The sequence below is a fragment of the uncultured Streptococcus sp. genome (genome assembly GCF_963511325.1).
Classification (GTDB): Bacteria; Bacillota; Bacilli; order Lactobacillales; family Streptococcaceae; genus Streptococcus.
This window is the reverse complement of record NZ_CAUPII010000020.1, coordinates 1-25,691: the sequence shown is the minus strand read 5'-3', so window position 1 is coordinate 25,691 and position 25,691 is coordinate 1. Positions and strand designations below refer to the sequence as shown.

Annotated in this window: 19 protein-coding genes; 18 read left to right on the top strand and 1 reads right to left on the bottom strand. The window is 38.0% G+C overall.

Annotated elements, in window-relative coordinates; genetic code table 11:
* Window positions 1–3 precede the first annotated feature (3 nt).
* The 15 genes from RQ973_RS06685 to RQ973_RS06615 all read left to right on the top strand — a co-directional run bounded on the left by RQ973_RS06685 (window position 4) and on the right by RQ973_RS06615 (window position 21,000).
* On the top strand, window positions 4–1,212 hold the full coding sequence (locus RQ973_RS06685) for a bifunctional glycosyltransferase family 2/GtrA family protein (protein ID WP_311523298.1): 1,209 nt from the start codon (window positions 4–6) through the stop codon (window positions 1,210–1,212).
* Window positions 1,212–3,062: a DUF6020 family protein gene (locus tag RQ973_RS06680; protein ID WP_311523296.1), complete on the top strand. Its 1,851-nt coding sequence runs from the start codon at window positions 1,212–1,214 to the stop codon at window positions 3,060–3,062. Before RQ973_RS06685 ends, RQ973_RS06680 begins: the two co-directional genes overlap by 1 nt.
* 1,113 nt (window positions 3,063–4,175) lie before the next feature.
* Window positions 4,176–5,153 (top strand): hypothetical protein, encoded by a 978-nt coding sequence (locus RQ973_RS06675; RefSeq protein WP_311523294.1) that lies wholly within the window; start codon window positions 4,176–4,178, stop codon window positions 5,151–5,153.
* Between the two features lie 554 nt (window positions 5,154–5,707).
* Window positions 5,708–7,135 (top strand): hypothetical protein, encoded by a 1,428-nt coding sequence (locus RQ973_RS06670; RefSeq protein WP_311523293.1) that lies wholly within the window; start codon window positions 5,708–5,710, stop codon window positions 7,133–7,135.
* Window positions 7,136–7,144: 9 nt separating this feature from the next.
* A complete protein-coding gene (locus RQ973_RS06665; protein WP_311523292.1) occupies window positions 7,145–8,104 on the top strand; it encodes a glycosyltransferase family 2 protein in 960 nt (319 codons plus the stop codon).
* 190 nt (window positions 8,105–8,294) lie between these two features.
* Entirely contained in the window at window positions 8,295–10,979 is a 2,685-nt protein-coding gene (locus RQ973_RS06660; RefSeq protein ID WP_311523291.1) for a cation-translocating P-type ATPase, read from the top strand.
* Window positions 10,980–11,087: 108 nt separating this feature from the next.
* Entirely contained in the window at window positions 11,088–11,498 is a 411-nt protein-coding gene (locus RQ973_RS06655; RefSeq protein WP_311523290.1) for a peptide deformylase, read from the top strand.
* A 119-nt stretch (window positions 11,499–11,617) separates the two neighbouring features.
* Entirely contained in the window at window positions 11,618–11,782 is a 165-nt protein-coding gene (locus RQ973_RS06650; protein WP_006155852.1) for a hypothetical protein, read from the top strand.
* 234 nt (window positions 11,783–12,016) lie between these two features.
* On the top strand, window positions 12,017–12,739 hold the full coding sequence (gene yaaA, locus RQ973_RS06645; protein WP_311523286.1) for a peroxide stress protein YaaA: 723 nt from the start codon (window positions 12,017–12,019) through the stop codon (window positions 12,737–12,739).
* Window positions 12,740–12,879: 140 nt separating this feature from the next.
* Window positions 12,880–14,166 carry a homoserine dehydrogenase gene (locus RQ973_RS06640; RefSeq protein WP_311523285.1) on the top strand — a complete coding sequence of 429 codons (1,287 nt, stop codon included), beginning with the start codon at window positions 12,880–12,882 and terminating at the stop codon, window positions 14,164–14,166.
* Between the two features lies 1 nt (window position 14,167).
* A complete protein-coding gene (gene thrB / locus RQ973_RS06635; protein WP_311523284.1) occupies window positions 14,168–15,037 on the top strand; it encodes a homoserine kinase in 870 nt (289 codons plus the stop codon).
* A 123-nt stretch (window positions 15,038–15,160) separates the two neighbouring features.
* Window positions 15,161–16,099, top strand: coding sequence for a peptide-methionine (R)-S-oxide reductase MsrB (gene msrB, locus RQ973_RS06630; protein WP_311523282.1), 939 nt, complete (start codon window positions 15,161–15,163; stop codon window positions 16,097–16,099).
* A gap of 49 nt (window positions 16,100–16,148) precedes the next feature.
* Entirely contained in the window at window positions 16,149–17,873 is a 1,725-nt protein-coding gene (locus RQ973_RS06625) for an ABC transporter ATP-binding protein (protein WP_075231417.1), read from the top strand.
* 1 nt (window position 17,874) lies between these two features.
* Window positions 17,875–19,623, top strand: a complete 1,749-nt coding sequence (locus tag RQ973_RS06620) for an ABC transporter ATP-binding protein (RefSeq protein ID WP_075231416.1) — start codon at window positions 17,875–17,877, stop codon at window positions 19,621–19,623.
* A 117-nt stretch (window positions 19,624–19,740) separates the two neighbouring features.
* Complete coding sequence (locus RQ973_RS06615; protein ID WP_075231415.1) at window positions 19,741–21,000, top strand: TRZ/ATZ family protein; 1,260 nt, start codon at window positions 19,741–19,743, stop codon at window positions 20,998–21,000.
* 179 nt (window positions 21,001–21,179) lie between these two features.
* On the opposite strand, the gene RQ973_RS06610 is transcribed toward RQ973_RS06615, so the two are convergent.
* Entirely contained in the window at window positions 21,180–22,658 is a 1,479-nt protein-coding gene (locus RQ973_RS06610) for an oligosaccharide flippase family protein (RefSeq protein ID WP_075231414.1), read from the bottom strand.
* Between the two features lie 124 nt (window positions 22,659–22,782).
* Between RQ973_RS06610 and mecA the strand changes: the two genes are divergently transcribed.
* From mecA to RQ973_RS06595, 3 genes are all read left to right on the top strand, one after another.
* Window positions 22,783–23,520, top strand: a complete 738-nt coding sequence (gene mecA / locus RQ973_RS06605; RefSeq protein ID WP_311523280.1) for an adaptor protein MecA — start codon at window positions 22,783–22,785, stop codon at window positions 23,518–23,520.
* 771 nt (window positions 23,521–24,291) lie between these two features.
* Window positions 24,292–24,855 carry a TIGR01440 family protein gene (locus tag RQ973_RS06600; RefSeq protein WP_075231412.1) on the top strand — a complete coding sequence of 188 codons (564 nt, stop codon included), beginning with the start codon at window positions 24,292–24,294 and terminating at the stop codon, window positions 24,853–24,855.
* A gap of 1 nt (window position 24,856) precedes the next feature.
* A partial coding sequence (locus RQ973_RS06595) for a YSIRK-type signal peptide-containing protein (protein WP_311523279.1) occupies window positions 24,857–25,691 on the top strand: 835 nt, incomplete at its 3' end.

Genomic DNA, 25,691 nt, shown 5'->3' with positions numbered 1-25,691 from the left:
TCCATGGAAAATTCAAATGGAGGGGTCAGTATAAAGGGGATAAAAATCAGAAAATACTTTTTTTTTTTAGGAAAAATGATAGAATGTTATTTGGAAGTTTGTGCCCTTTATAAGGGGATATTAGTAGGTGATAAAGGAGATTCCATGAAAACATTAGTCGTCATCCCAGCACTCAATCCACCTTCAGATTTGTATAATTATATAGTTAAACTGAAAGAAGCAGGGTTGGAAAATATTTTAATAGTAGATGATGGGAGTAGGAGAGAGTTTAAATATATTTTTGAACAGTTAAGAGATGAACAAAATTGTAGGATATTAACTCATGCAAAAAATTTAGGTAAAGGTCGAGCACTAAAAAATGCCTTTAACTATTTTTTGACAATGTCAGATGTAGAAGAGTTTAATGGAATTGTTACTGCAGATTCAGATGGTCAACATAGAGTTGAGGATGTCTTATCTATGGTAGATACGATTTCTAATTATCCTGATTCACTAATTTTAGGTTGTCGAGATTTCGATACTGAAAATGTACCACCAAAAAGTAAATTCGGTAATAAACTGACCAAATTAGTATTTAAACTACTTTATGGGAGAAAAATAACAGACACTCAAACGGGATTACGAGGATTTCCGAAAGCAATATTAAATGAAATGTTAGAGATTCCAGGTGAACGTTTCGAATATGAAACCAAAATGCTCATTCATACGTTTGATAAAGCTATCCCAATACAAGAAATTACTATTGAAACGATTTATTTTGATGGTAATGCGGAAACACATTTTAATCCTATTAAAGACTCATTGAAAATTTACAAAGTAATCTTTGCTTCATTCTTTAAGTATTTATTATCATCTCTTTCTTCTTTTTTGCTAGATATTGGATTGTTTCAGTTCTTCCTTTGGGGGGCCTTAGCTGTAGGAATTCATAGGGGAGCATTATTAATCTTACTATCGACTATTTTGGCAAGAGTAATATCATCTTATTTTAACTTTACAATGAATAAAAACTTTGTCTTTGATGGTGAAAAAAGAATACAGAGAACGATTGTAAAATACTATAGCTTGGCTGTTTTCCAAATGTTGTTATCCGCAGCAATGGTGACGGCTCTTTGGAATATGTTTTCAGGATCTGAAACTGCCATAAAAATAGTAGTTGATACAATTTTGTTCCTTGCTAGTTATCAAATTCAAAGAAGGTGGGTGTTTAAATAGTGTCCAAAGTATTTAAAAATCATAGAGATTTATTTTTGAGTTTAATCAATGCATATTGCTTAACTCTAATGTTAACTTTTAATAGACCTATCCCCATCACTGGTTTGAAAACGTTTTTAAAACTGTTTCAAGCAGATACAACAATTTCTGTAACATTATTTATCTTATCATTATATTTTTTTTCAAAAATAAAGATACCAAAATTAAAAACAAGAGAAAACGTAATAGTGAGTCTATTTGGATTAATACTTTCGATTCTTCATATCGTTGGGAGTGATATTACATATACACACTCTACGTTGAGAGGGACTGTAAATAAGTTTTCGATTGGAGCTTTTTTGATATTAGTGGGGATTTCATTTTTTTCAATTAATACCTTATTAAGGTTATTAGTGAATTGGTTTCATCAACAAAAGTTGAAGTCTACTAATATGGAGCAGACAGTTTTTAGAAAAAAACTATATCTGTCAATGTTTTTACCATTTATGGCGATACGTGTACTATTTTTCTTTATTTTTTTTCCAGGTTCTACGACTTGGGATAGTATGTATATTATTGAGGAAGGGTTAGGATATTGGCCCCTGACTAATTCACACCCATATATATATACGTGGATAGTTAGTTTGTTTTCGAAAATAGGAATTAAGTTTTTTGGAAGCTTAGGGATAGGTGTTTCAATCTTTAATTTTCTCACACTAGTTGTGACATCTGTTATTATAGTTTTTGTTCTTTATAAATTGTTCGAGATTTTCAACATAAATAAATATTTAAAAGTTGGATTGTTTATTTTTTATGCTTTTTTCTCTAATTTTATTATAACAAGTTTCACTATGTATAAAGATGTGTATTTAGTTAATTTTTTGCTCCTATTTTTCTTATCAATGGTTTTGATAAACTATTTACCTGTCCGCTTTTTTTCCAGTACTTATAGTTTACCCTTATTTGTATTATCCTTTTTAGGGGTCTATATGCTACATAGAAAAGCAGTAATTTACGTATTAGTCGGTGTTGTTGTACTTTTCTTGTATAGTAAGTTGTATAAGAAACAAATTGCAAAATATGTGATTATTTCAGTCTTGGTAACCTTGCTAATTAACGCATTGGGAACAATTGCATTAAGACCAGAAGCATCAAAGAAGAAGTATGACTATTTATCATCACGATTTCAACAATTAGCAGCCGCTGTTTATTATCACCCAGAAAGTTTTACTAAATCTGAATTGGAATTCTATGATTCAACATTGGGACTAGATAATAATAAAAATTTTTTACAAGGCGAAGCGGATCCTATAAAAAATAAAATGGAAAATGAGCAGTTTAAGGGAAAAGAACGGGAGTTCTTTAAAATCTGGTGGAAGGGATATAGAAATCATCCTAAGACATATATTGATGCTGTATTAAATTTATCCGTTTCTTATTGGTACATATATAATTTACCTGATATGGCTTATGTTTCAAGTTATTATGAAGCGATGTATAGTCGTGAAAATAACTGGTTCGGTAATAAAAAAATATATGACAAAGGTATGAGTTTTTCTCAGGAAGAAACTATACATAGCAACCTGTATAAATATGTTTATGAATTACATTGGGCGTTGGGAGATTTATCGACTATTGAATTGCTTTATAGACCAGGTTTTTATACAATCGTATTAATACTGATACTAATGCTAGCTATCTTAAAACGAGATAAGAGACTTCTGCCAATAGTATTTTTTGTTTTATCCATTATTTTAACATGTATTTATTCTCCAATTGTAAATTATTTTAGATATTCTTATGCATATATGATGATTATTCCTTTGTTGTTACCTTTAATTTACATTAAAGATGAAAAGATTGGCTCTTAGAAAGTTTTAAAAACTAGATGTAATATAACATTATCTAACTGGCTGTGAAAAATGCCTCAAGGAGTTTTTTCTGTTTAAATACTCGGTTGAAAAAATGAATAATTATTTAAATATTCCAGTTAGTAGATTATTTTTTAAGAGGAGTATTATGTTTAAGATTCGTTATCTAAATGATTCTAATTTGATATACCGTAACACTATCAAATAAGTAATTGAGAGAATTTTACAACCATAATGATGGTTTACTGCTTTCATTTATTAAATTCGTGGGAAAGATTTTGAGACAATGTTGTATCTGAAATTACTTATCGTACATTTTTAGATTGAGTCCCATAATAAATAAAACTTTCGGTCTTTATCATTGCTAAGAATCTGGGCAAGATATTATATCCGATATTGGAATAATCAAAAGATTTATAGTGCTATTTTTAATCTCCCTTGGAAAAATGCGGATGGCTTGAAAAGGACGACTAATAAATTTTGTATAGAAAATTGACTGTTACTCAGGCATGTTTAAGTATAATGATAAGAGGTAAATGTAATGAAAATATTTAATAATTTCAAAATAATAAGAAATATATTTTATGGGTTGCTTTTTTATTTAACATCCGCTATTCTTTCATTACTCATTTTATCCTCTTTATTTTTTACAGTATATATGCCACTATCTGGAAAAGAGAAAATAGAATTTTATAATTCAACTTGGTATTTTCCATTATTAATTTTTCTTTTTATATTGGTGCTTTTTAAAAGTAAGAAAATTGTAGAGAAAATGTAGAGAAAATATCATCTAAAAAGTTAATTTTAATATTTTCTGTTGCCTATCTGATCGTAGGATTCTTTCTGATTTATCGATTAGTAGGTGGATTAAGAGCGGATGCTTACAATGTTTATCAAGCTGCAAAAGAATTTAATAGCGGTATTTTTGATAGTTTAACTAATAAAGAAGGGTATCTATATTTATATCCACATCAATTAGGATTAACCACATTAGAAAGAATATACATATTTCTATATGATAGCGAAAAACTGATTTATTTTATTAATCTACTCTTTATTATAGGGACTAATTTTTATATTTATAAAATAAGTTTGAAACTTTTTAAGAATAAGTTGGTTACGAATTACAGTATCATTTTATCATTCTTATTTTTCCCACATTTTTTCTTTTTGACATTTGCGTATGGAACAATACCAGGATTATTTTTAGTTGTATTTGGATATTATCACCTTTTAAAATACAATGAAACTTCTCGTTATTATAATGCGTTAATGAGCATAGTTAGTTTTGTTTTAGCATGTCTAATTAGAAATAATTATTACATTTTTGTCATTGCTATTATATTGATTCAAATCTTCAACTTTTTAGAAGATATGAAATGGAGAAAATTACTTGTGACATTCTTAATAGTAATAAGTATTCCCATGTCTTCATTTCTTTTGAAGAGCTATTATCAAAAGGTAACTCATAATCCTATTCCCCAAGGGGCACCTATGATTTCTTTCATTACTATGGGAACGCAAGATAACCCTAATGTACCTAGTCTCGGAGGTTGGTGGGATGGCTACAATTCATCATTACTAATCAATAATGATTTTGATCAAACTAAGGCTGTCCAGCAAGCTAAAAATGATTTAAAAGAAAATTTGCTAACTTTCTATAAACAACCGATGTTTGCTGTAAAATTTTTCTATAAAAAAATTCTATCAACATGGTTGGAACCGACATTCCAATCAATTTGGACAGGACCTCTTCCTGAAAGGGGAAATATACAGAATTCTAGACTCTTGAAAAGTATTTATGAAGAAAAAAGTGGCTACTATTTTTTAAATTCTTTTGGCAAAGTTTTTACTGTTTCTATTTACTTACTAACTTTAATAGCTGTAATCTATTATATTATTAGTAAAAAGTTTTCTATCTTTGAACTGATTACAATTGTTTTCTTTCTTGGAGGGTTCTTTTTCCATCTTCTATGGGAAACGAAGAGTCAATATGTCTTTATATATGTTCTACTTTTGATTCCTACTGCTGCTAATGGACTAGAGAAAATAACATCTATACTAACCTTAAAAAGAAGGAGTAACAAATAATAGTAAGTTTTTCAATAACTAAAAAATAAAAAGTACTTTTCTCTAACTAATATAATTTAGAACTATTCATTATCTGTGACTTATAATTGCAAGAAAAGTCAATAAATATATTGTAAACTGTTATTGTAATTTTTTTAAAGGTTATTCGATCAGTACTTTGTAGTTGCAATTAAGTATTTACACACAATTATTGACGGAATCTTAAGATATCATTGATAAACATATTGAAAAAATCTCTTGATAGCTAAGTGGTATCCAAGATATATTATCAATGATTGTGATTATGGTGAAGATAACGAGTAACTATAGTCCAGCACTTGAAAACTTGACAATTTTTGATATAATACTACCACTCAAGGGAGTAGCTGGTGGGAATCCGCGATAGTGTCGTCGTTTCGAATTATTTTCGGCACTATATGAAACAGTGAGAGCTGTTTAAAAAACAGGTCGCTTTTTGGTAAAAAGAGATCATGAGAAGACTGTTTTGATAAAAAATACAGACTTATTTTACACACAGATATCAGAAGAAGTTCTAAAAATAGAGGGAGATAATTTTGAAATTTGATAGGTTAGTTGCGTTTTTTTCAGCTGTGCTATTAACCATATTCGTTTGGTTAACAATGGCAACAAGTGTTCGTAAAGGACTGCCTTTACTTGACGCTAGTATTTTTGAATATTTTGGATATGCTATGAGTCATGGACAGAAAATGTATTTGGATTTATTTGATCATAAAGGTCCTGTGATTTTTTTGATTAATTATATTGGATATGTTTTAGGCGGTCCTTTAGGGATTAAATTTTTGTATTTGTTTTCTATAACAGTATTTTTTTACATATCTTATTTCATCTCAAGAATATTTACAAGCTGGAAAAGTTCAATCGTTACTCTTGTCATTCTTTTCATTGTTTTTGTGAGTTTCTTTGAAGGGGGATGGGGCTTAGAAGGGTATGTTTTGCCGTTTTTAACATATTCTCTATACATTTTTCTAAAGTTTTTTTTACACGGAAAAGTGAAAAGTATTGAAATAGTATTAACAGGAGTATCATTTGCAGTAGTACTTTTTACAAAAGCAAATATGATTGGTATATGGTTGGCCTTTGCATTAGTTATTCTTTTTCAATCCATTTATCAAAAGCAATTTCTCTATTTAGCGAAAATAGTAGGATTATTTTTACTGGGTACTTCCTTATTTGTAGTTCCATTATGTATTTATTTGCAGTTACAAGGATCCTTATGGGAGATGTTTTATCAATCCGTGATAATGAATTTTATTTATTCTAAGGAAAGCTCGCAATTAACGATTCGAGAGGTACTATTATGGTATATGGAAAAAGCAAATGCTTTGCAAATTAATTTCATGATTCTCATTTCGTCTATTGTGGCATGGAAAAGATATTCAAGTAAGATACTGATCTATCATTTGATATTTTTATCTTGCCTATTTTTATCGCTAGTATCAAAGCGACCATACCTACATTATCTACTAGTGATTATCCCGTTGATGATACCTTATATTAGTCTGACACTAGATAAATTTGTGCAGAAGAACATCTTTAAGTACTTTGCCATTTCGATTGTTGGGTTAGGGTTAATCTATTATGGTGAAATTCAGTCCATAAAAAGTCAAATAAATAATCGCTATGTTGATGTTTCTGTCTATGAAAAAGAGGTGGCTAACTATATACGAGATCACTCAGACAAGAATGATAGGATTTATTCTCATCGATTGAATGGGATTATTTATCTCTATAGTGAAAGACTATCTAGTACAAAATTCTTCTTTGTTCCATCATTGAAAGATGAAACTCCAATTATTGAGTCTTTCAAAGAATCGTTTGAAACGAATCCACCAAAGTACATTGTATTTGATTCTAAGTGGGATTATGGTAGATTGACAGACTCCTATATAAAGGAATTTATTCAAAAAAATTATCATGAAGACAAACAAATCGATACAATGAAAATCTATCGGAAAAACTAGGAGACAAAGATGAGTAGAAAAAATCCGATTTTATATATCGTTATTCCGTGTTATAACGAAGAACAAGTGTTACCTCATACAAATCCGATGTTTGTTGGGAAGGTTGAGGAATTGGTGAAGAGTCAAGAAATTCATCCACTTAGTAAGGTGATGTACGTAAATGATGGCAGTAAGGATAAAACATGGGAACTCGTCCAAGAATATGCTTCATCGAATCCATATGTAGTAGGTATTTCTCAAAGTCGCAATCGTGGCCATCAAAGTAGTGTCCTGGCTGGAATGTACGAAGCTGCAGAATTTGCGGATATCGTGATTACGATTGATGCTGATGGTCAAGATGATATCAACTGCATGGATCAAATGGTTGCAGAATATAAAAACGGTTCAGAAATTGTTTACGGCGTTCGGGATAACCGAGATACAGATTCAGTTTTTAAACGTATTACAGCAGAAGGTTTTTATAAAGTGATGCATTTATTTGGGGCAGAAGTCATTTTTAATCATGCCGACTATCGTTTAGTCTCCAAACGATTTATTCATGAACTTGCTAAGTTTAAAGAAGTAAACTTATTCCTTCGTGGAATTATGCCTCTTGTAGGCTTTAAGTATTCGTTTGTAACTTATAAACGCTATGAGCGGATTGCTGGTGAGAGTCACTATCCACTCTCTAAAATGCTTGGTCTAGCAATGGACGGGATTACGAGCCTATCTATTAAACCCATTCGCTTGATTACCAGCTTGGGTGTTATGACTTCACTGTTTAGTTTTTTGTTGATAATCTGGGTTCTGTGGAGTAAATTTGCTGGTACAGTTGTGGCCGGTTGGGCTAGTACCTACGCCATTGTAAGCTTACTTGGCGGGGTTCAACTCATTAGTCTCGGTGTAATCGGGGAATATATTGGAAAAATCTATCTAGAAACTAAGCGTCGTCCTAGATATATTATTAGCGATCGTACTTATGATGAATAATCCCACCCCAGCACTTGAAAACTTTTGAAAATCTGTTATAATAGAACTACTCAAGGGAGTAGCTGGCGGTTAACCGCGATAGTGTCGTCATTACGAATTATTTCCGGCACTATATTAAACAGCGAGACTTGTTTTTTTAAAAAACAGGTCTCTTTTTTTGTAAAAAGAGGCCAAAAAGGAGGAGACTATTTTGTCAAAAGAACAAAATAAAGACTTGTTTTACACGCAATCTTCTGAGGAAGTCCTAAAGAATTTGGACTCATCTGTCGAAGGTTTGTCAACTGCTCAAGCTCAAGAACGCTTAGCGACTTATGGTCGAAATGAGTTAGAAGAGGGCGAAAAACGTAGCCTATTAGCTAAATTCCTTGATCAATTTAAGGATTTGATGATCATCATCTTGCTAGCAGCAGCGGCACTTTCTGTCATTACAGAAGGAATGGATGGTTTAACAGATGCCATTATCATCTTGGCCGTAGTTGTCCTGAATGCAGCCTTTGGTGTTTACCAAGAAGGTCAAGCTGAAGCAGCTATTGAAGCGTTAAAAAATATGTCTAGCCCGATGGCTCGTGTTCGTCGTGATGGTCATGTCATTGAGATTGACTCAAAAGAATTGGTGCCTGGGGACATCGTCTTGCTAGAAGCTGGAGATGTAGTTCCTGCCGATATGCGTTTGCTTGAAGCGGCGTCTCTTAAAATCGAAGAAGCTGCTCTTACTGGTGAATCTGTACCAGTTGAAAAAGATATTACTCAAGTGGTAGAAGCAGATGCTGGTATTGGGGACCGCGTTAATATGGGTTACCAAAACTCAAACGTAACTTACGGTCGTGGTATTGGTGTCGTAACCAATACTGGTATGTATACAGAAGTTGGTAAGATTGCGGATATGTTGGCAAATGCCGATGAGACTGAAACCCCATTGAAGCAAAGCTTGGAACAATTATCTAAAGCCTTGACTTACTTAATCGTTGTGATTGCGATTATCACTTTCTTGGTTGGTGTCTTCGTCCGTGGGGAACATCCATTAGAAGGTTTGATGGTTGCAGTAGCCCTTGCGGTTGCGGCGATTCCAGAAGGTCTCCCTGCCATTGTAACCATCGTTCTCTCTTTGGGAACAACAACCCTTGCCAAACGTAATTCAATCGTTCGTAAATTACCAGCGGTTGAAACACTTGGTTCAACAGAAATCATCGCATCTGATAAAACAGGTACCTTGACCATGAACCAAATGACGGTTGAAAAAGTCTATACTAATGGTCAATTGCAAAGCTCAGCAGCTGAGATTGCTGCTAGCAACAATACCCTTCGCATCATGAACTTTGCCAATGATACCAAGGTGGACCCATCTGGTAAGCTGATTGGTGATCCAACGGAGACAGCACTTGTACAGTTTGGTTTGGACCACAACTTTGATGTTCGTGAAGTCTTGAAGGATGAGCCACGTGTAGCTGAATTGCCATTTGACTCAGACCGTAAACTCATGTCTACCATTCATAAGGAAGCAGACGGTTCTTACTTTATCGCTGTCAAGGGTGCGCCTGACCAATTGCTCAAGCGCGTGACTCGTATTGAAGTCAATGGGGAAGTTCGCCCAATCACAGAAGAAGATAAAAATGCTATCCTTGCAACCAACAAAGACTTGGCTAAACAAGCCCTCCGTGTCTTGATGATGGCTTACAAGACAAGTAACGAAATTCCAACCTTGGAATCTGAAATTGTTGAATCTGACCTCATCTTCTCTGGTTTGGTCGGCATGATTGACCCTGAGCGCCCAGAAGCTGCAGAAGCTGTTCGTGTTGCTAAGGAAGCGGGTATCCGTCCAATCATGATTACGGGTGACCACCAAGATACAGCGGAAGCTATTGCCAAACGTCTTGGAATCATCGATCCAAATGATACAGAAGACCATGTCTTCACTGGAGCTGAGTTGAATGAACTCACTGATGAAGAATTCCAAAAGGTCTTCAAACAATACTCTGTTTACGCTCGTGTATCACCTGAGCACAAGGTTCGTATTGTGAAAGCATGGCAAAAAGAAGGTAAGGTTGTTGCCATGACAGGTGACGGGGTTAATGACGCGCCATCACTTAAGACAGCTGATATCGGTATCGGTATGGGGATTACTGGTACAGAGGTTTCTAAGGGTGCTTCTGATATGGTCCTTGCCGATGACAACTTTGCAACCATTATCGTAGCGGTAGAAGAAGGACGTAAGGTCTTCTCAAATATCCAAAAATCAATTCAATACCTCTTGTCTGCCAATATGGCTGAGGTCTTCACTATCTTCTTTGCAACCCTATTTGGTTGGGATGTGCTTCAACCAGTGCATTTGCTATGGATTAACCTGGTAACAGATACGCTTCCAGCTATCGCTCTTGGGGTTGAACCAGCTGAGCCAGGCGTTATGACTCACAAACCTCGTGGACGTAAGTCTAACTTCTTTGATGGTGGTGTCTTCGGAGCAATCATTTATCAAGGGATCTTCCAAACGATGCTCGTTTTAGGTGTTTATGGTTGGGCTCTTCTCTTCCCAGAGCACCAAAGTCATGCAGAAATCCATGCGGATGCCCTTACCATGGCTTTTGCAACTCTCGGTTTGATTCAATTGCTCCATGCCTTTAACGTTAAGTCGGTTTACCAATCAATCTTTAAAGTGGGACTCTTTACGAACAAGACCTTTAACTGGTCTATCCCAGTTGCCTTTGTCCTCTTTGTGGTGACAATTTTGGTTCCTGGATTTAATAATCTCTTCCACGTGTCACACTTGAGCTTGACTCAATGGATGGTTGTTGCCGTAGGAGCACTTATGATTGTGGTCCTTGTTGAGATTGTTAAAGCAGTTCAACGAGCACTTGGAAAAGATAAAAACGCGATTTAATCACTTATGAAAGGTCATCTTCGGATGGCTTTTTATTTATATAAAGATAAACTGCCAAAGATTTTGTGCTATAATCAAAGATAATGATATGGTATGGAGGAAAGAATCTTGGAAAAGAAAATTGTAAAAGATATCTTGTTTTTGTCGCAGGTATCCCAGACTGCTAGTCAGGAAGATTTACCCCTAGCAAAGGATTTGCAGGATACCCTACAGGCTAACCGAGAAAGCTGTGTTGGACTAGCGGCCAATATGATTGGGGTACAAAAACGTGTTATTATTTTTAATATCGGAATGATTCCCATGGTTATGTTTAATCCAGTTCTCAAATCTTTTGAAGGGTCATACGAAACAGAGGAAGGTTGTTTGTCTTTGACAGGAGTGAGACCAACAACTCGGTATGAAAAAATTACAGTAAGCTACAGAGACATCCATTGGCAAGAGCAAACCATTATCCTGACAGGATTTCCTGCTCAGATTTGTCAGCATGAATTGGATCATTTGGAAGGGATTATCATATAGGCATTGTATCCCAGATCAGGGTACATCCTTCAAGCTTAAGGAAACAACCTCGTTTTTCTTGCACTCTTGTTTGAAATTTGTGATAATGAAAGAAAGAATAATAAATGGAGGACAGTCAAATGGGATTTTATCTGATGATTGGTTCGATGTTGCTTGGTCTTTTCGCTTTGAAGATAGGATTTTCTCATCTAAAGGAGAAAAAGTTTAATCTGTCATCTATCTTGGCAAGCTGCCTTGGGACAGCACTAGTTCTCTTTGCAATCTGGTTAGGATTGCCAAAATAAGGAAAGAAGAGTCTGGGACAAAAGTCCTAGCCTCTCAATTGTCTTTGGATTGTCGAGCAAGACGCAGTGGTTGAGTGGGCTCTACTACGCTGATTTCATCAGCTTTTACAGCCCTACTCAACTGTGCGGAGGTGGGACGACGAAATCGAATTCTAACGAATTACCGATTTCTGTCCCACTCTCTTTTAAGTACAAATCCTTGGTAGTCCTAAAAAAATATGCTACACTAACACTATGAAAATTCTAATCCCAACTGCAAAAGAAATGAATACCGAAATCCCTAGTTTAGAGGCTAGGCCATTACGTCCTGAAAGTCAGGCAGTGCTGTATGAATTGGCCAGATATTCTGCCCAAGAGCTGGAAAGTTTTTACAAAATTTCTGCTGAAAAAGCACAAGAGGAGTATGACCATATCCAGGCTTTGAAAAATGGAACGGCTACAAACTATCCAGCCTTGCACCTCTTTGATGGACTCATGTATCGCAACATCAAACGGGACAATCTAAGCAAGGCTGAACAAGCCTATCTGGTGAAACACCTCATGATAACGTCAGCTCTTTACGGTGTGATTCCAGCCTTTGCACCGATTGCACCTCACAGACTGGACTTTTTGATGAAGCTTAAAATTGCTGGGAAAAGCTTGAAAAGTCACTGGCAATCAGCTTATGAAGAGTCGGTGAAGGGTGAAGAACTAATCTTTTCACTCTTGTCTTCGGAGTTTGAAACTGTCTTCCCTAAAGAAATCCGTGAGAAAATGGTGACCTTCAAGTTCATGGAAGATAGAGATGGAAAACTAAAAATCCACTCAACCATTTCTAAAAAAGCCCGAGGGGCTTTCTTAACAGCCTTGATGGAAGGTCAGGTAGCTTCGGTTGAAGAGATTAAAAAGCTCAGTTTTGCAGGTTTTACCTATCGAGACGACCTGTCTAGTGACAAGGAAATGGTCTTTGTAAAATAGATTGAAAATAGCGTCTGCTCTTGATTGAATCAGGGCAGGCTTTTTTATGATTTGATGCTTCTATTTTTAGTTCAGAATGGTAGGAATTTTCTCACAATTTTGGTATAATAGGACTATTAGAAAATTTCAAGGAGACAAACATGTCAGTTAAGATTGCTTTACTTGGATTTGGTACAGTAGCCAGTGGTGTGCCATTCTTACTAAAGGAAAATAGAGAAAAAATTGTTCAAGCAGCCCAGTCAGAAATTGAAGTAGCTAAAGTTTTGGTCAAAGACGATCAAGAGAAAGCCCGCTTGCTTGAAGCAGGAAATGATTTTAATTTTGTAACAAATATCGATGAAATTTTGTCAGACAAAGACATCACGATTGTTGTTGAGTTGATGGGACGTATCGAACCTGCTAAAACCTTTATCACTCGTGCTTTAGAAGCAGGGAAACACGTCGTGACAGCTAACAAGGATCTTTTAGCAGTCCATGGTGCAGAATTGCTTGAGGTAGCCAAAGCTCACAATGTTGCCCTATACTACGAAGCAGCTGTTGCGGGAGGAATCCCAATCCTTCGTACCTTGGTTAACTCACTAGCATCAGATAAAATCACACGTGTTCTTGGTGTTGTCAATGGAACATCTAACTTCATGATGACCAAAATGGTAACAGAAGGCTGGTCTTATGAAGATGCTTTAGCAGAAGCCCAACGACTTGGCTTTGCTGAAAGTGACCCTACCAATGACGTTGACGGGATTGATGCAGCCTACAAGATGGTCATCCTCAGCCAGTTTGCTTTTGGGATGAATGTCAAGTTTGAAGATGTAGGCCACCAAGGAATTCGCAACATCACTCCAGAAGATGTGGCAGTTGCCCAAGATCTTGGGTATGTGGTTAAATTAGTAGGTTCTATCGAAGAAACACCATCTGGAATCGCTGCCGAGGTTACACCAACCTTCCTTCCTAAGGCTCACCCACTTGCAAGTGTCAATGGTGTCATGAATGCAGTCTTTGTGGAGTCTATTGGTATCGGTGAATCTATGTACTACGGACCAGGTGCCGGACAAAAACCAACTGCGACGAGTGTCGTAGCTGATATCGTTCGTATCGTTCGTCGTTTGAATGACAGTACAATTGGAAAAGCCTTCAACGAATATCATCGTGACCTTGTTTTGGCTCAGCCAGAAGATGTCAAAGCCAACTACTATTTCTCAATCTTGGCTCCAGATTCAAAAGGTCAAGTCTTGAAATTGGCTGAGCTCTTTAATGCAGAAGATATTTCCTTCAAGCAAATCTTGCAAGATGGTAAGCAAGAAGGCAAGGCTCGTGTTGTCATCATCACTCATAAAATCAACAAGGCACAACTTGAAAATATTACAGCAGCTTTGAAGGGTGTAGCTGAATTTGAACTTCTCAACACCTTCAAGGTTTTAGGAGACTAAGATGAAGATTATTGTACCTGCTACAAGTGCCAATGTGGGTCCAGGTTTTGACTCGGTTGGTGTAGCTGTAACTAAGTATCTAGAAATTCAGGTTTGTGAAGAACGTGAAGAATGGATGATTGAGCACCAACTAGGTAAATGGATTCCACGTGACGAACGTAATCTTTTGCTAAAGATTGCCTTACAAATCGTTCCAGACCTACAACCAAGACGTCTGAAAATGATTAGTGATATTCCACTTGCACGTGGACTAGGTTCTTCTAGTTCTGTCATCGTTGCAGGGATTGAACTGGCAAATCAATTAGGAAATCTTAAATTAAGCGATCACGACAAATTGCAATTGGCGACTAAGATTGAAGGCCATCCTGATAATGTTGCACCAGCCATCTACGGAAATCTGGTTATTGCCAGCTCAGTTGAAGGTCAGGTTTCAGCAGTAGTGGCGCCTTTCCCAGAGTGTGCCTTCCTAGCCTATATTCCAAACTATGAATTGCGAACTCGCGATAGTCGTGGTGTCTTGCCTAAGAAATTATCATACAAGGAAGCTGTTGCAGCAAGTTCAATAGCCAATGTGGCTATCGCAGCTCTATTGACAGGAGATATGGTCAAAGCTGGTCAAGCTATCGAGAGTGATCTTTTCCACGAGCGTTACCGCCAAGATTTGGTGCGAGAATTTGCGACCATAAAAAAAGTTGCCAAGAGAAACGGTGCTTATGCGACCTACTTGTCTGGTGCTGGGCCTACTGTCATGGTTCTAGCTGAGCCTGATAAGATGCCTAAAATTAAGGCTGAGCTTGAAAAGCAACCGTTCAAAGGTAAGCTTCATGATTTGCAAGTAGACACAGAAGGCGTTCGCGTCGAAGCAAAATAAATTTAGCAATAGGATGGGGAAACTCTCTATTAGAGGGCTTCCTGTCCTTTTTTTGAAAATGAAACATGGGATATGAAATGTTTCCCACTTTTGCTGACCGATAGATGGTCAAGGGGGTATGAGATGGCAGAAATATATCTAGCAGGTGGTTGCTTTTGGGGCTTAGAGGAATACTTTTCCCGTATTTCTGGAGTATTGCAAACCAGTGTTGGTTATGCTAATGGTCAGGTAGAAACTACCAATTATCAATTAATTAAAGAAACAGATCACGCAGAGACTGTGCAAGTTATCTATGATGAAAAGACAGTGTCGCTCCGTGAGATTTTGCTTTATTATTTCCGAGTCATTGATCCTTTATCTGTCAACCAACAAGGAAATGACCGTGGTCGTCAATACCGCACAGGAATTTATTACCTAGATGAAGAGGATTTGCCAACTATCTATGCTCTTGTCCAAGAGCAGGAGCGCATGCTCGGTCGCAAGATAGCGGTAGAAGTGGAGAAGCTTCGTCACTATATCTTGGCTGAGGACTATCACCAAGACTACCTCAAGAAAAATCCTGGTGGTTATTGCCATATCGATGTGAGAGATGCTGAAAACCCCTTGATAGATGCAGCAAACTATGAAAAACCTAGTCAGGCAGTTTTACGGGAAAATTTATCAGAAGAGTCCTACCGAGTTACCCAAGAAGCTGCGACGGAAGCTCCCTTTAGCAATGCCTACGACCAAACTTTTGAGGAAGGAATTTATGTTGATATCACCACTGGTGAGCCGCTATTCTTTGCCAAGGATAAGTTTGCCTCAGGCTGTGGTTGGCCAAGTTTTAGCCGACCAATCTCTAAAGAGCTTATCCATTACTATCAAGACTTGAGTCACGGGATGGAGCGAATTGAAGTCCGTTCACGTTCGGGTAATGCTCACTTGGGACATGTCTTTACAGATGGACCTCAGGAACTAGGTGGTTTACGCTATTGTATCAATTCTGCCTCTTTACGATTCATTGCTAAGGATGAAATGGAAGAGGCTGATTATGGCTACCTGCTTCCATATTTGAATAAGTAAAAAGATGGTGGTTTTTCCACCTTCTTCATTTTGGAAATAGAAGGGACTCATGAAACAATTACTTTCTTACTTTAAACCCTACCTCAAGGAGTCATTTCTAGCACCCTTGTTTAAGTTGCTAGAAGCCGTTTTTGAACTCTTGGTTCCCATGGTGATAGCTGGGATTGTCGACCAATCTATCCCCAAAAAAGATCAGGGTCACCTCTGGATGCAAATGGGTTTCCTCTTTGTTTTTGCGGTTATCGGCGTTTTGGTAGCCTTAGTTGCTCAGTTTTACTCAGCCAAGGCAGCAGTAGGATTTGCCAAGGAGTTGACCAATGACCTCTATCGTCATATTCTTTCCTTGCCCAAGGATAGTAGAGACCGTTTAACGACCTCGAGTTTGGTGACGCGTTTGACTTCAGATACCTATCAGATTCAGACAGGGATTAATCAATTTTTACGCCTATTTTTAAGAGCGCCTATTATTGTTTTTGGTGCCATTTTTATGGCTTATCGTCTCTCGCCTGAATTGACCTTCTGGTTTTTGGTCATGGTTGCCATTTTGTCCTTTGTCATTGTCGTGTTATCACGCTTGGTCAATCCTCTCTATAGTATTTTGAGAAAGAAAACAGACCAGCTGGTTCAGGAAACACGCCAACAGATACAAGGTATGCGTGTGATTCGTGCCTTTGGCCAAGAAAGACGAGAAATCGAGAACTTCCAAGTACTCAATCAAGTCTATACAGCTATCCAAATGAAAACAGGCTATTGGTCCACTCTCTTGCCCCCCTTGACCTATTTGATCGTCAATGGAACCTTGCTAGTGATTATCTGGAATGGCTATATTTCTATCCAAGGCGGACTCCTCAGTCAAGGCGCCTTGATTGCCCTGATTAACTATCTTCTACAAATCTTGGTAGAGTTGATAAAACTAGCCATGCTCATTAATTCACTCAACCAGTCTTATATTTCTGCCAAGCGGATTAAAGAAGTCTTCGCTGAAAAACCTGAAGATATACTGGCAGAAATTGCTCAAAAAGAAACTTCCTCGAACCAGTCCTTACGAGTTGAACACTTGAGCTTTACCTACCCAGATGCTGCTCAACCATCCTTGCAAAATCTTTCTTTTGCTATGCAACAAGGACAAATTCTTGGAATCATCGGTGGGACTGGTTCTGGTAAATCGACCTTGGTACAAGTCCTACTTGGGATCTATCCGGCAGATAAGGGAAGTATTTCCCTTTATCGAGATGGACGTAGTCCTCGCAATCTTTCTGAATGGCGGTCCTGGATGGCATATGTTTCTCAAAAGGTTGAACTCTTTAAGGGAACCATTCGTTCTAACTTGACTCTGGGTATGGAAGAAACTGTCTCTGACCAAGAACTCTGGCAGGCTTTGGAAATTGCTCAGGCCAAGGACTTTGTCAGTGAAAAGGAAGGTCAGTTGGACGCAGAGGTTCAAGCAGGCGGTCGTAATTTTTCAGGTGGACAAAAGCAACGTTTATCGATTGCCCGGGCAGTCTTGCGTCGAGCACCATTCCTCATCTTGGATGATGCGACTTCTGCTCTTGATACCATTACTGAGTCCAATCTTCTGAAGGCTGTTCAAGATAACTTACCAAACACCAGCTTGATCTTGATTTCCCAACGAACTTCAACCTTGAAGATTGCTGATCAAATTCTCCTTTTAGAGAAAGGGGAGCAATTAGCACTTGGAAATCATAAGGAATTGATGGAGACTAGCCAAGTCTATCGTGAAATCAATGCATCCCAACATGGAAAGGAGGACTAGAATGAAAGGCAAACATGCAAGTCAAACCCTTAAACGATTAGCAAAAGATTTAGCTGGCCATCCCGTCCTTCTTTTCCTGGCTTTCTTAGGTACCATTGCTCAGGTAGCCCTATCAATCTATCTACCAATCTTGATAGGACAGGTGATTGACCAAGTCCTAGTCGATGGTTCATCTCAGCTATTTTGGCAGTTTTTCCTCCAGATGATTTTGGTGGTGATAGGAAATACGCTGGTACAATGGGCCAATCCTCTCCTCTATAATCGACTGATTTTCTCCTATACTAGAGATTTGCGCGAAAAAATCATTGAAAAGCTCCATCGTCTTCCGATTGCCCTTGTAGATAGACAAGGTAGTGGGGAAATGGTCAGCCGTGTAACGACAGATATCGAGCAGTTGGCAGCGGGTCTGAATATGATTTTCAACCAATTTTTCATAGGAGTTTTGATGATTTTGGTCAGCATCCTTGCTATGCTCCAAATCCATCTATTGATGACTCTCTTGGTTCTGCTCTTAACACCTCTATCTATGGTCATTTCACGCTTTATCGCTAAGAAATCCTACCATCTCTTTCAAAAGCAGACAGAGACTAGGGGGATTCAGACTCAGTTGATAGAAGAATCGCTCACCCAACAGGCCATTATCCAGTCCTTCAATGCTCAGGAAGAATTTATCGAGAGACTTCATGAGGCAAATGACAACTACGCAGGTTATTCTCAGTCGGCTATCTTTTATTCTTCGACAGTCAATCCTTCCACCCGTTTTGTCAATGCCCTCATTTATGCCCTACTTGCTGGTGTTGGAGCCTTACGCATCATGGCAGGTTCTACTTTGACGGTTGGGCGTTTAGTGACCTTTTTGAATTATGTGCAGCAGTACACCAAGCCTTTTAATGATATTTCATCGGTCTTAGCTGAGTTGCAAAGTGCCTTGGCTTGTGCAGAACGTGTTTATACTGTTTTAGAAAGCCCTGAGATTAGAGAAACTGGTCTTAAAGAATTGAACAGCGACCAAGTCAAGGGAGCTATTTCCTTTAAGCATGTCTCCTTTGGCTACAATCCTGAAAAGATCTTAATCAAGGACTTGTCTATTGACATTCCGGAGGGTAGCAAGGTTGCCATCGTTGGGCCAACGGGTGCAGGGAAGTCAACCCTCATCAATCTCCTCATGCGTTTTTACCCGATTAACTCTGGAGATATTTTGCTAGATGGTCATTCGATTTATGACTGTACCCGATCATCATTGAGACAGCAGTTTGGGATGGTGCTTCAAGAAACTTGGCTCAAGCAAGGAACCATTCATGACAATATTGCCTTTGGAAATCCTGATGCTAGCCGAGAGCAGGTCATTGCGGCAGCCAAGGCAGCTAACGCAGACTTCTTTATCCAACAGTTGCCACATGGTTATGATACCAAGCTTGAAAATGCAGGGGAATCCTTGTCTGTTGGTCAGGCTCAGCTTTTAACCATTGCCCGCGTCTTTCTAGCCATTCCTAAGATTCTTATCTTAGATGAGGCGACTTCCTCCATCGATACCCGGACAGAGGTGCTGGTTCAGGACGCCTTTGCCAAACTCATGAAGGGGCGGACGAGCTTTATCATTGCCCACCGTTTATCGACCATTCAGGATGCTGATTTGATTCTTGTCTTGGTCGATGGAGATATTGTCGAATATGGCAATCATGAGGAACTCATGACGAGAAAAGGCAAATACTATCAAATGCAGCAAGCAGCCGCTTTTAGTCCAGAATAGACTTTACCTAGTTTCTTAAGCAAATACAAAATAAAAGTTGCCTTCGGGTGACTTTTTTGTTACAATAGCTAGAAAAATTATCCAGTATGAATACTTATATAGAAAAGGAGCCTAGGGATGAAAGTCTTTCAGCATGCAAATATCGTGACTTGTGACCAAGATTTCCATGTCTATCTAGATGGGATTTTGGCTGTCAAAGAATCCCAAATCGTCTATGTCGGTCAGGAAAATCAAGAGATTCTTAAACAAGCAGATCAAATAATAGACTGTCAGGGTGCCTGGATTATGCCTGGCTTGGTTAACTGCCATACTCACTCTGCCATGACAGGCTTGAGAGGCATTCGTGACGATAGCAATCTCCACGAATGGCTAGAGGACTATATCTGGCCAGCAGAAGCAGAATTCACACCAGAGATGACTACAAAGGCCGTCAAAGAGGCACTAACAGAGATGCTCCAGTCAGGAACGACAACTTTCAATGATATGTACAATCCTAATGGAGTGGATATAGCTGAGATTTATGAGGCAGTCAAGGCATCCAAGATGCGTTGCTATTTTTCTCCAACCCTCTTTTCTTCAGATGTGGAGACGACGGCTGAAACTATAGCTAGAACTCGAGCTGTCATCGAGACAATCAAAGGCTATCAAGACCCAAATTTCAAGGTTATGGTGGCCCCTCATTCGCCCTATAGTTGTGATCGAGACTTGCTGGAGGCAAGTCTTGACCTAGCAAAAGAAGAAAACATTCCTCTTCATATCCATGTTGCAGAAACCCAGGAAGAGTCAGGTATTATCCTGAAACGCTATGGCAAACGCCCACTAGCCTTTCTAGATGAACTTGGGTATTTAGACCATAAAGCTGTCTTTGCTCACGGTGTTGAGTTAAATGAAGCAGAAATTACCCGCTTGGCAGATTCGCAAGTCGCTATCGCCCACAATCCAATCAGCAACCTCAAACTAGCCTCAGGGATTGCACCAGTCGTCCAACTTCAAAAGGCAGGAGTGCCAGTCGGGATTGCGACTGACTCAGTTGCTTCTAACAATAACCTCGATATGTTTGAGGAAGGACGCACGGCAGCCCTTTTACAGAAAATGAAGAGTGGTGATGCCAGCCAATTTCCAATTGAAACTGCCCTCAAGGCCCTGTCGATCGAGGGTGCTAAGGTGTTGGGAATGGAAGATGAGATTGGTAGTTTGGAAATCGGCAAGCAAGCTGACTTTCTCGTTATTCAACCCCAAGGCAAAATCCATCTCCAACCGCAAGAAAACATGCTGTCTCACCTCGTTTATGCTGTCAAATCCAGTGATGTTGATGACGTCTACATTGCAGGTGAGCAAGTCGTGAGAGCTGGGAACGTACTAACAGTAGATTTGTAAGTGATACTCTTTCTAATTTTTTTAAAGCTAGGTCGGTGTTGTCTTGACCTCGTTTGCTCTAACAAGCTTATTGAGTGGGTATTTATTGTGTAGGCCGTAAAGAAAAAAGAAGACTCTGTAAGGTCTTCTTTTTGTTACATAATATTTAATTTGAACATTTTTGAGAAGGCTAATGACCTCTATCCTCTTTTAATCTTAGCACGAACTAGGTCGAGCGCATAATGAAGTGTTTTATCTTTGATAATAAAGAGGGTGATGGCGTAATAGATGCCACAAGCTGCGATTGTAGAAAGAACCATGCAGATCATATTCATCGTAACTTCATAGCTATGAACTTGGAAGAGGGTTTTAAAAACAAAATAAATTGGGATGAAACCGAGTGACACGATTGTGTAGCGAGTTAAGGTTGTAAAAATCTCTTTCAAATCCAATAGTTTGTACTTCCTAATAAAGCGAATCTCTAGCAGAACCACAATTGCTTCAGCTAGAACGGTTGTTCCAATGTAGTATTCAGGAGTGAAGATATTATTGAAAAACAGCAAGGAGTTAAATAGAATATTTGCACCACCTCCGATAAAGTAGAAAGCAGTCAAGTGGTTTTCATGGTCATTGATAAAGATAATTTGTTTAGCAAGGATTAATTCTATGGCCCAGATAATGGTACGAAAGGCAAAGACACTTGTTACAATTCCGGCTTCTAGATATTTCTCAGAAGAGTAAATAACTGTAGCATAGGTTCCCAAAACCATAATACCAATACTGGTAGGAATCATGAGGAAGTAAAAGAGGGATGCGCCCTGATTGACCAAATTTTTATAAGAAGTAAAATCTTTTTTTCCTAGATAATAACCAAGTCGTGGGATGCTGACGTTGATAGCTCCGCTAAGGACACTAGCGATCAGCATAACGATACTGGAGGCGATGGTGTAGTATGAGATGTAATTCTCATCAGGACCTTTGGTAATGAACATACGGTCTAGTAAGGTATAGAGCATATTAGCATTTGCTAGAAGGAGCATAGTTAGGAGAGGTTTAGATGACTTGAGAAGTTCGATGAACTCAATCTTAACAAAGGAGACCTCTCGTTTAATCCAGAGGAAGCTTAGCAGATAGTTGATGATAGTTGTCGCACTCATGATGGTAGCATAAGGGACGATATCATCAGGTGTCTTAACGAAAGCGAAGATAGCGACCAACATTCCAATCCGAATAACCAGTGTTTTATAAAGGATAAAAGAATAATTCTCGTAGGCTTCATTCATCCACTCGATATTTAGAAATTGAAAGAGTGCTTGGATTCCAAGGATATAATAAAGGATTTTGAGGTTGACAATACTGGTATCAAAGTGAATAAAGAGGAAGTAGATAACTGTTGTTACAACTGAAGTAATTAGCGAAATATAGAATAACTTAGAAAAGACATAATTGATCTTGTTTTTGTCATCCTTAACTTTACTAATGGCTCGAATCCCATAATTGTAAATCCCAAAGGCAGCGAGTGGAATGACAAAGCTTGCCCAGGTGTTGGCAGTGTTGAAGTAACCGTAATTCGATTTGCTAAGAATCCGCGTTAGATAGGGATTAGTAATCAAAGGAAAAACGATATTCAAGATGTTGACCAGCAAGCTAGCCAAAGCATTAACTTTTATATTTTTCATGAAACTTTCTTTCTTATATTCTAAAATAGATACTAGTATTATATCACATTCCAACGCCATTCTTTTGATAAAATCTATGAAATCTTGTATAATAGATAGAACTGAAAGTATGAGGTTACGAACTATGAAAATGAAACAAATCAGTGATACGACATTAAAGATCACCATGTCTTTAGAAGATTTGATGGATCGTGGAATGGAAATCGCAGACTTTCTCGTTCCGCAAGAGAAAACAGAAGAATTTTTCTATGCCATCTTGGATGAGCTAGAGATGCCAGATAGCTTCTTGGATACAGGTATGCTTAGCTTCCGAGTAACACCTAAGCCAGACAAGGTTGATGTTTTTGTGACAAAATCTAAGATCGACCAGAATTTAGATTTTGACGATTTGGCAGATCTTCCTGATATGGATGAGTTGGCTAAAATGTCTCCAGATGAGTTTTTAAAAACCTTGGAGAAAACCATGGCAGAAAAAACTAAAGATGATATTGAAGCCATTCAATCTTTAGAGCAAGTTGAAAAGGAAGAGGAAGCAGTGCTTGATGAAGCCCTCGAAGCAGAAGAAGGAAAGAGAGAGCCTTATATCTACTATATCTTACGCTTTGACGATTTATCTAGTTTGGTTTCTTTCGCTAAAACAGTTGATTACCAAATGGAGACTTCAGAGCTATATAAGATGAATGATCAATACTATTTGACAGTTTTAGTGGATGTAGAGGATCGTCCAAATCTTTATCCTGCTTGGTTACTGGCTCGCATGCGAGAATTTGCGGATGATAGTGATATCAGTCGCTCAGTCCTTCAAGAATACGGTCAAATCATCATCAACCACGATGCCGTCAAAGGACTCCAAAAAGTTTAATCTAGAAAAAGAGGTTGGGACAAAAGATCCCGACCTCACTTTTTATTAGCAATCAAACTTTGACGCGGTAGCTGATTGAACTTTTTGTTCGTCTTTTATACTCTTTGAAAATCAAATTCAAACCACGTCAGCGTCACCTTGCCGTACTCAGGTACAGCCTGCGGCTAGCTTCCTAGTTTGCTATTTGATTTTCATTGAGTATTAGACTCCAAAAAGCTCCTAATCATCCTCGCGGGGCTGGGACTACGAAATCTAGACTTTGTCTATCGATTTCTGTCCCACTGCCTTTTGTTATCTTCTCTGTAAAATCTATTTTTAAAAAATTGGATACAGTTTGTATTCAAAAAATTGCTATATTATAATTTGATAGTAGAATTAAAATTTTAGCATAATTTCATGAAAGTTTTCTGAATGATCAAAGGTTAGTACAAAGTAGAAAAAAAGTCCAAAAAATAAGGTAAAGTAGTAGCTTAAAAGTAAGAAATGGGGTAGAATGATAGAAGTTGCTTTTCGGTAGTTTATAATCGAATCAATTGACAAATCTTTTAGGTGTAAATGTTGTTAAATCAACTATTTTACTAAACTATTATATTTTTTTTGTTTTCAAGATGACATTTTATGTTGTCTTGGGAAGTGAAAGAGATTAGAATCAGTTTTTGAAAAGAGCCCTCATATAGTTTTTGAATCCTAGCAAATGGTATTCCTATGTCTTCCAATCTTGCTAAAATTGATGAAAAACGATATGATAGAATGAAAAAAGCGAGGTGAAATATGGACCAAAGACGGATTCAAATAGAAACACAGCAGATTCTTGAAGATGTACTAGACAAGGCTTCTTTACAGGAGGGAGCACTATTTGTCTTGGGTTTGTCTTCGAGTGAAGTGCTGGGAGGACACATCGGAAAAGATTCGAGTCAGGAAATCGGTGAACTTATTGTCAAGACTATGTTGGAACTATTGACGGCTAAGGGAATTCATCTGGCTGTTCAAGGTTGTGAACATGTCAATCGGGCTTTAGTTGTTGAACGAGAAGTAGCTATAAAACATCAGTTGGAGATTGTGAGTGTACTCCCGACCTTACATGCAGGAGGTTCTGGTCAATTGGCCGCCTTTCGCTATATGAAGGATCCCGTGGAGGTCGAATTTATCAGGGCAGATGCTGGTCTAGACATTGGTGATACAGCTATCGGTATGCATATCAAACATGTTCAGGTACCCATTCGACCAGTCTTAAGAGATATTGGTCTGGCTCATGTGACAGCACTTGCTAGTCGACCAAAACTCATTGGAGGGGCGCGTGCTCAATATCCAATAGATCACATTAGAAAGATTTAAAATGAAAAACAGAAAAATGCAGTTTGATAAAGTTATTAAATACTCTATTCGGAAGTTCTCAGTTGGTGTAGGTTCTGCAGTTATCGGGACATTTCTTTTGGGAGCAAACAACTTTTTAGTTGAAACTGTTGCAGCTAACGAAGTGGCAGCACCAAACCAAGTTCATTACCGTTATTTGGCTGAACAAGAATTGACAGAAGCAGAAAAGGCTTTGATCCATCGCGAACTTCCTTCAGATTTAAAGCAAGATGATGTTGTCTATCTTGTTTACAGAAAAAAGGAAGTGAATTCTCAACAATTGCCGAACACTGGAAGCAAGGAGTTGGCCCTAGCAACTCTTGGTTTTGCAACAGCGTCTTTGGTTGTTGTGGTGATGTCTAAAAAACATCGTAATAAAATGTTGGGTATTCTCTTTATTGGAGCTCTAGGTGGTAGTTACTTTATCCCTCAGTCAGCTCAAGCCTTTGAGAATAAAATCTTGGTGTCTTATAACCAAACGATTGCTGGAAGTAGTCAAGAGGACTTGGCAAAAGGTGTCATTCAAATTGAAGGATACGAGTACGTAGGTTACTTTAAAGCATCAGATTTCCAAGACCAGTCAGAGAAAATTGCTACTGCTAAAGGCACTCAAGAAGCAGGCCACGAAGGCGAATCTTTGGTTCAACCAGAATTGCCAGCCTATACAGGCGAACTTAGCGCTAAAGGCACTCAAGAAGCAGGCCACGAAGGCGAATCTTTGGTTCAGCCAGAATTGCCAGCCTACACCGGCGAGCTTACAGCCAAAGGAACCCAAGAAGAGGGTCACGAAGGCGAATCTTTGGTTCAGCCAGAATTGC

What these genes read in the sequence shown, in the direction of transcription:
- RQ973_RS06640 (WP_311523285.1), top strand. Translation starts at nt 12,880, where the DNA reads ATGTCAGTTAAGATTGCTTTACTTGGATTTGGTACAGTAGCCAGTGGT.
- thrB (WP_311523284.1), top strand. Translation starts at nt 14,168, where the DNA reads ATGAAGATTATTGTACCTGCTACAAGTGCCAATGTGGGTCCAGGTTTT.
- RQ973_RS06650 (WP_006155852.1), top strand. Translation starts at nt 11,618, where the DNA reads ATGGGATTTTATCTGATGATTGGTTCGATGTTGCTTGGTCTTTTCGCT.
- yaaA (WP_311523286.1), top strand. Translation starts at nt 12,017, where the DNA reads ATGAAAATTCTAATCCCAACTGCAAAAGAAATGAATACCGAAATCCCT.
- RQ973_RS06665 (WP_311523292.1), top strand. Translation starts at nt 7,145, where the DNA reads ATGAGTAGAAAAAATCCGATTTTATATATCGTTATTCCGTGTTATAAC.
- RQ973_RS06615 (WP_075231415.1), top strand. Translation starts at nt 19,741, where the DNA reads ATGAAAGTCTTTCAGCATGCAAATATCGTGACTTGTGACCAAGATTTC.
- RQ973_RS06625 (WP_075231417.1), top strand. Translation starts at nt 16,149, where the DNA reads ATGAAACAATTACTTTCTTACTTTAAACCCTACCTCAAGGAGTCATTT.
- RQ973_RS06620 (WP_075231416.1), top strand. Translation starts at nt 17,875, where the DNA reads ATGAAAGGCAAACATGCAAGTCAAACCCTTAAACGATTAGCAAAAGAT.
- msrB (WP_311523282.1), top strand. Translation starts at nt 15,161, where the DNA reads ATGGCAGAAATATATCTAGCAGGTGGTTGCTTTTGGGGCTTAGAGGAA.
- mecA (WP_311523280.1), top strand. Translation starts at nt 22,783, where the DNA reads ATGAAAATGAAACAAATCAGTGATACGACATTAAAGATCACCATGTCT.
- RQ973_RS06600 (WP_075231412.1), top strand. Translation starts at nt 24,292, where the DNA reads ATGGACCAAAGACGGATTCAAATAGAAACACAGCAGATTCTTGAAGAT.
- RQ973_RS06610 (WP_075231414.1), bottom strand. Translation starts at nt 22,658, where the DNA reads ATGAAAAATATAAAAGTTAATGCTTTGGCTAGCTTGCTGGTCAACATC.
- RQ973_RS06685 (WP_311523298.1), top strand. Translation starts at nt 4, where the DNA reads ATGGAAAATTCAAATGGAGGGGTCAGTATAAAGGGGATAAAAATCAGA.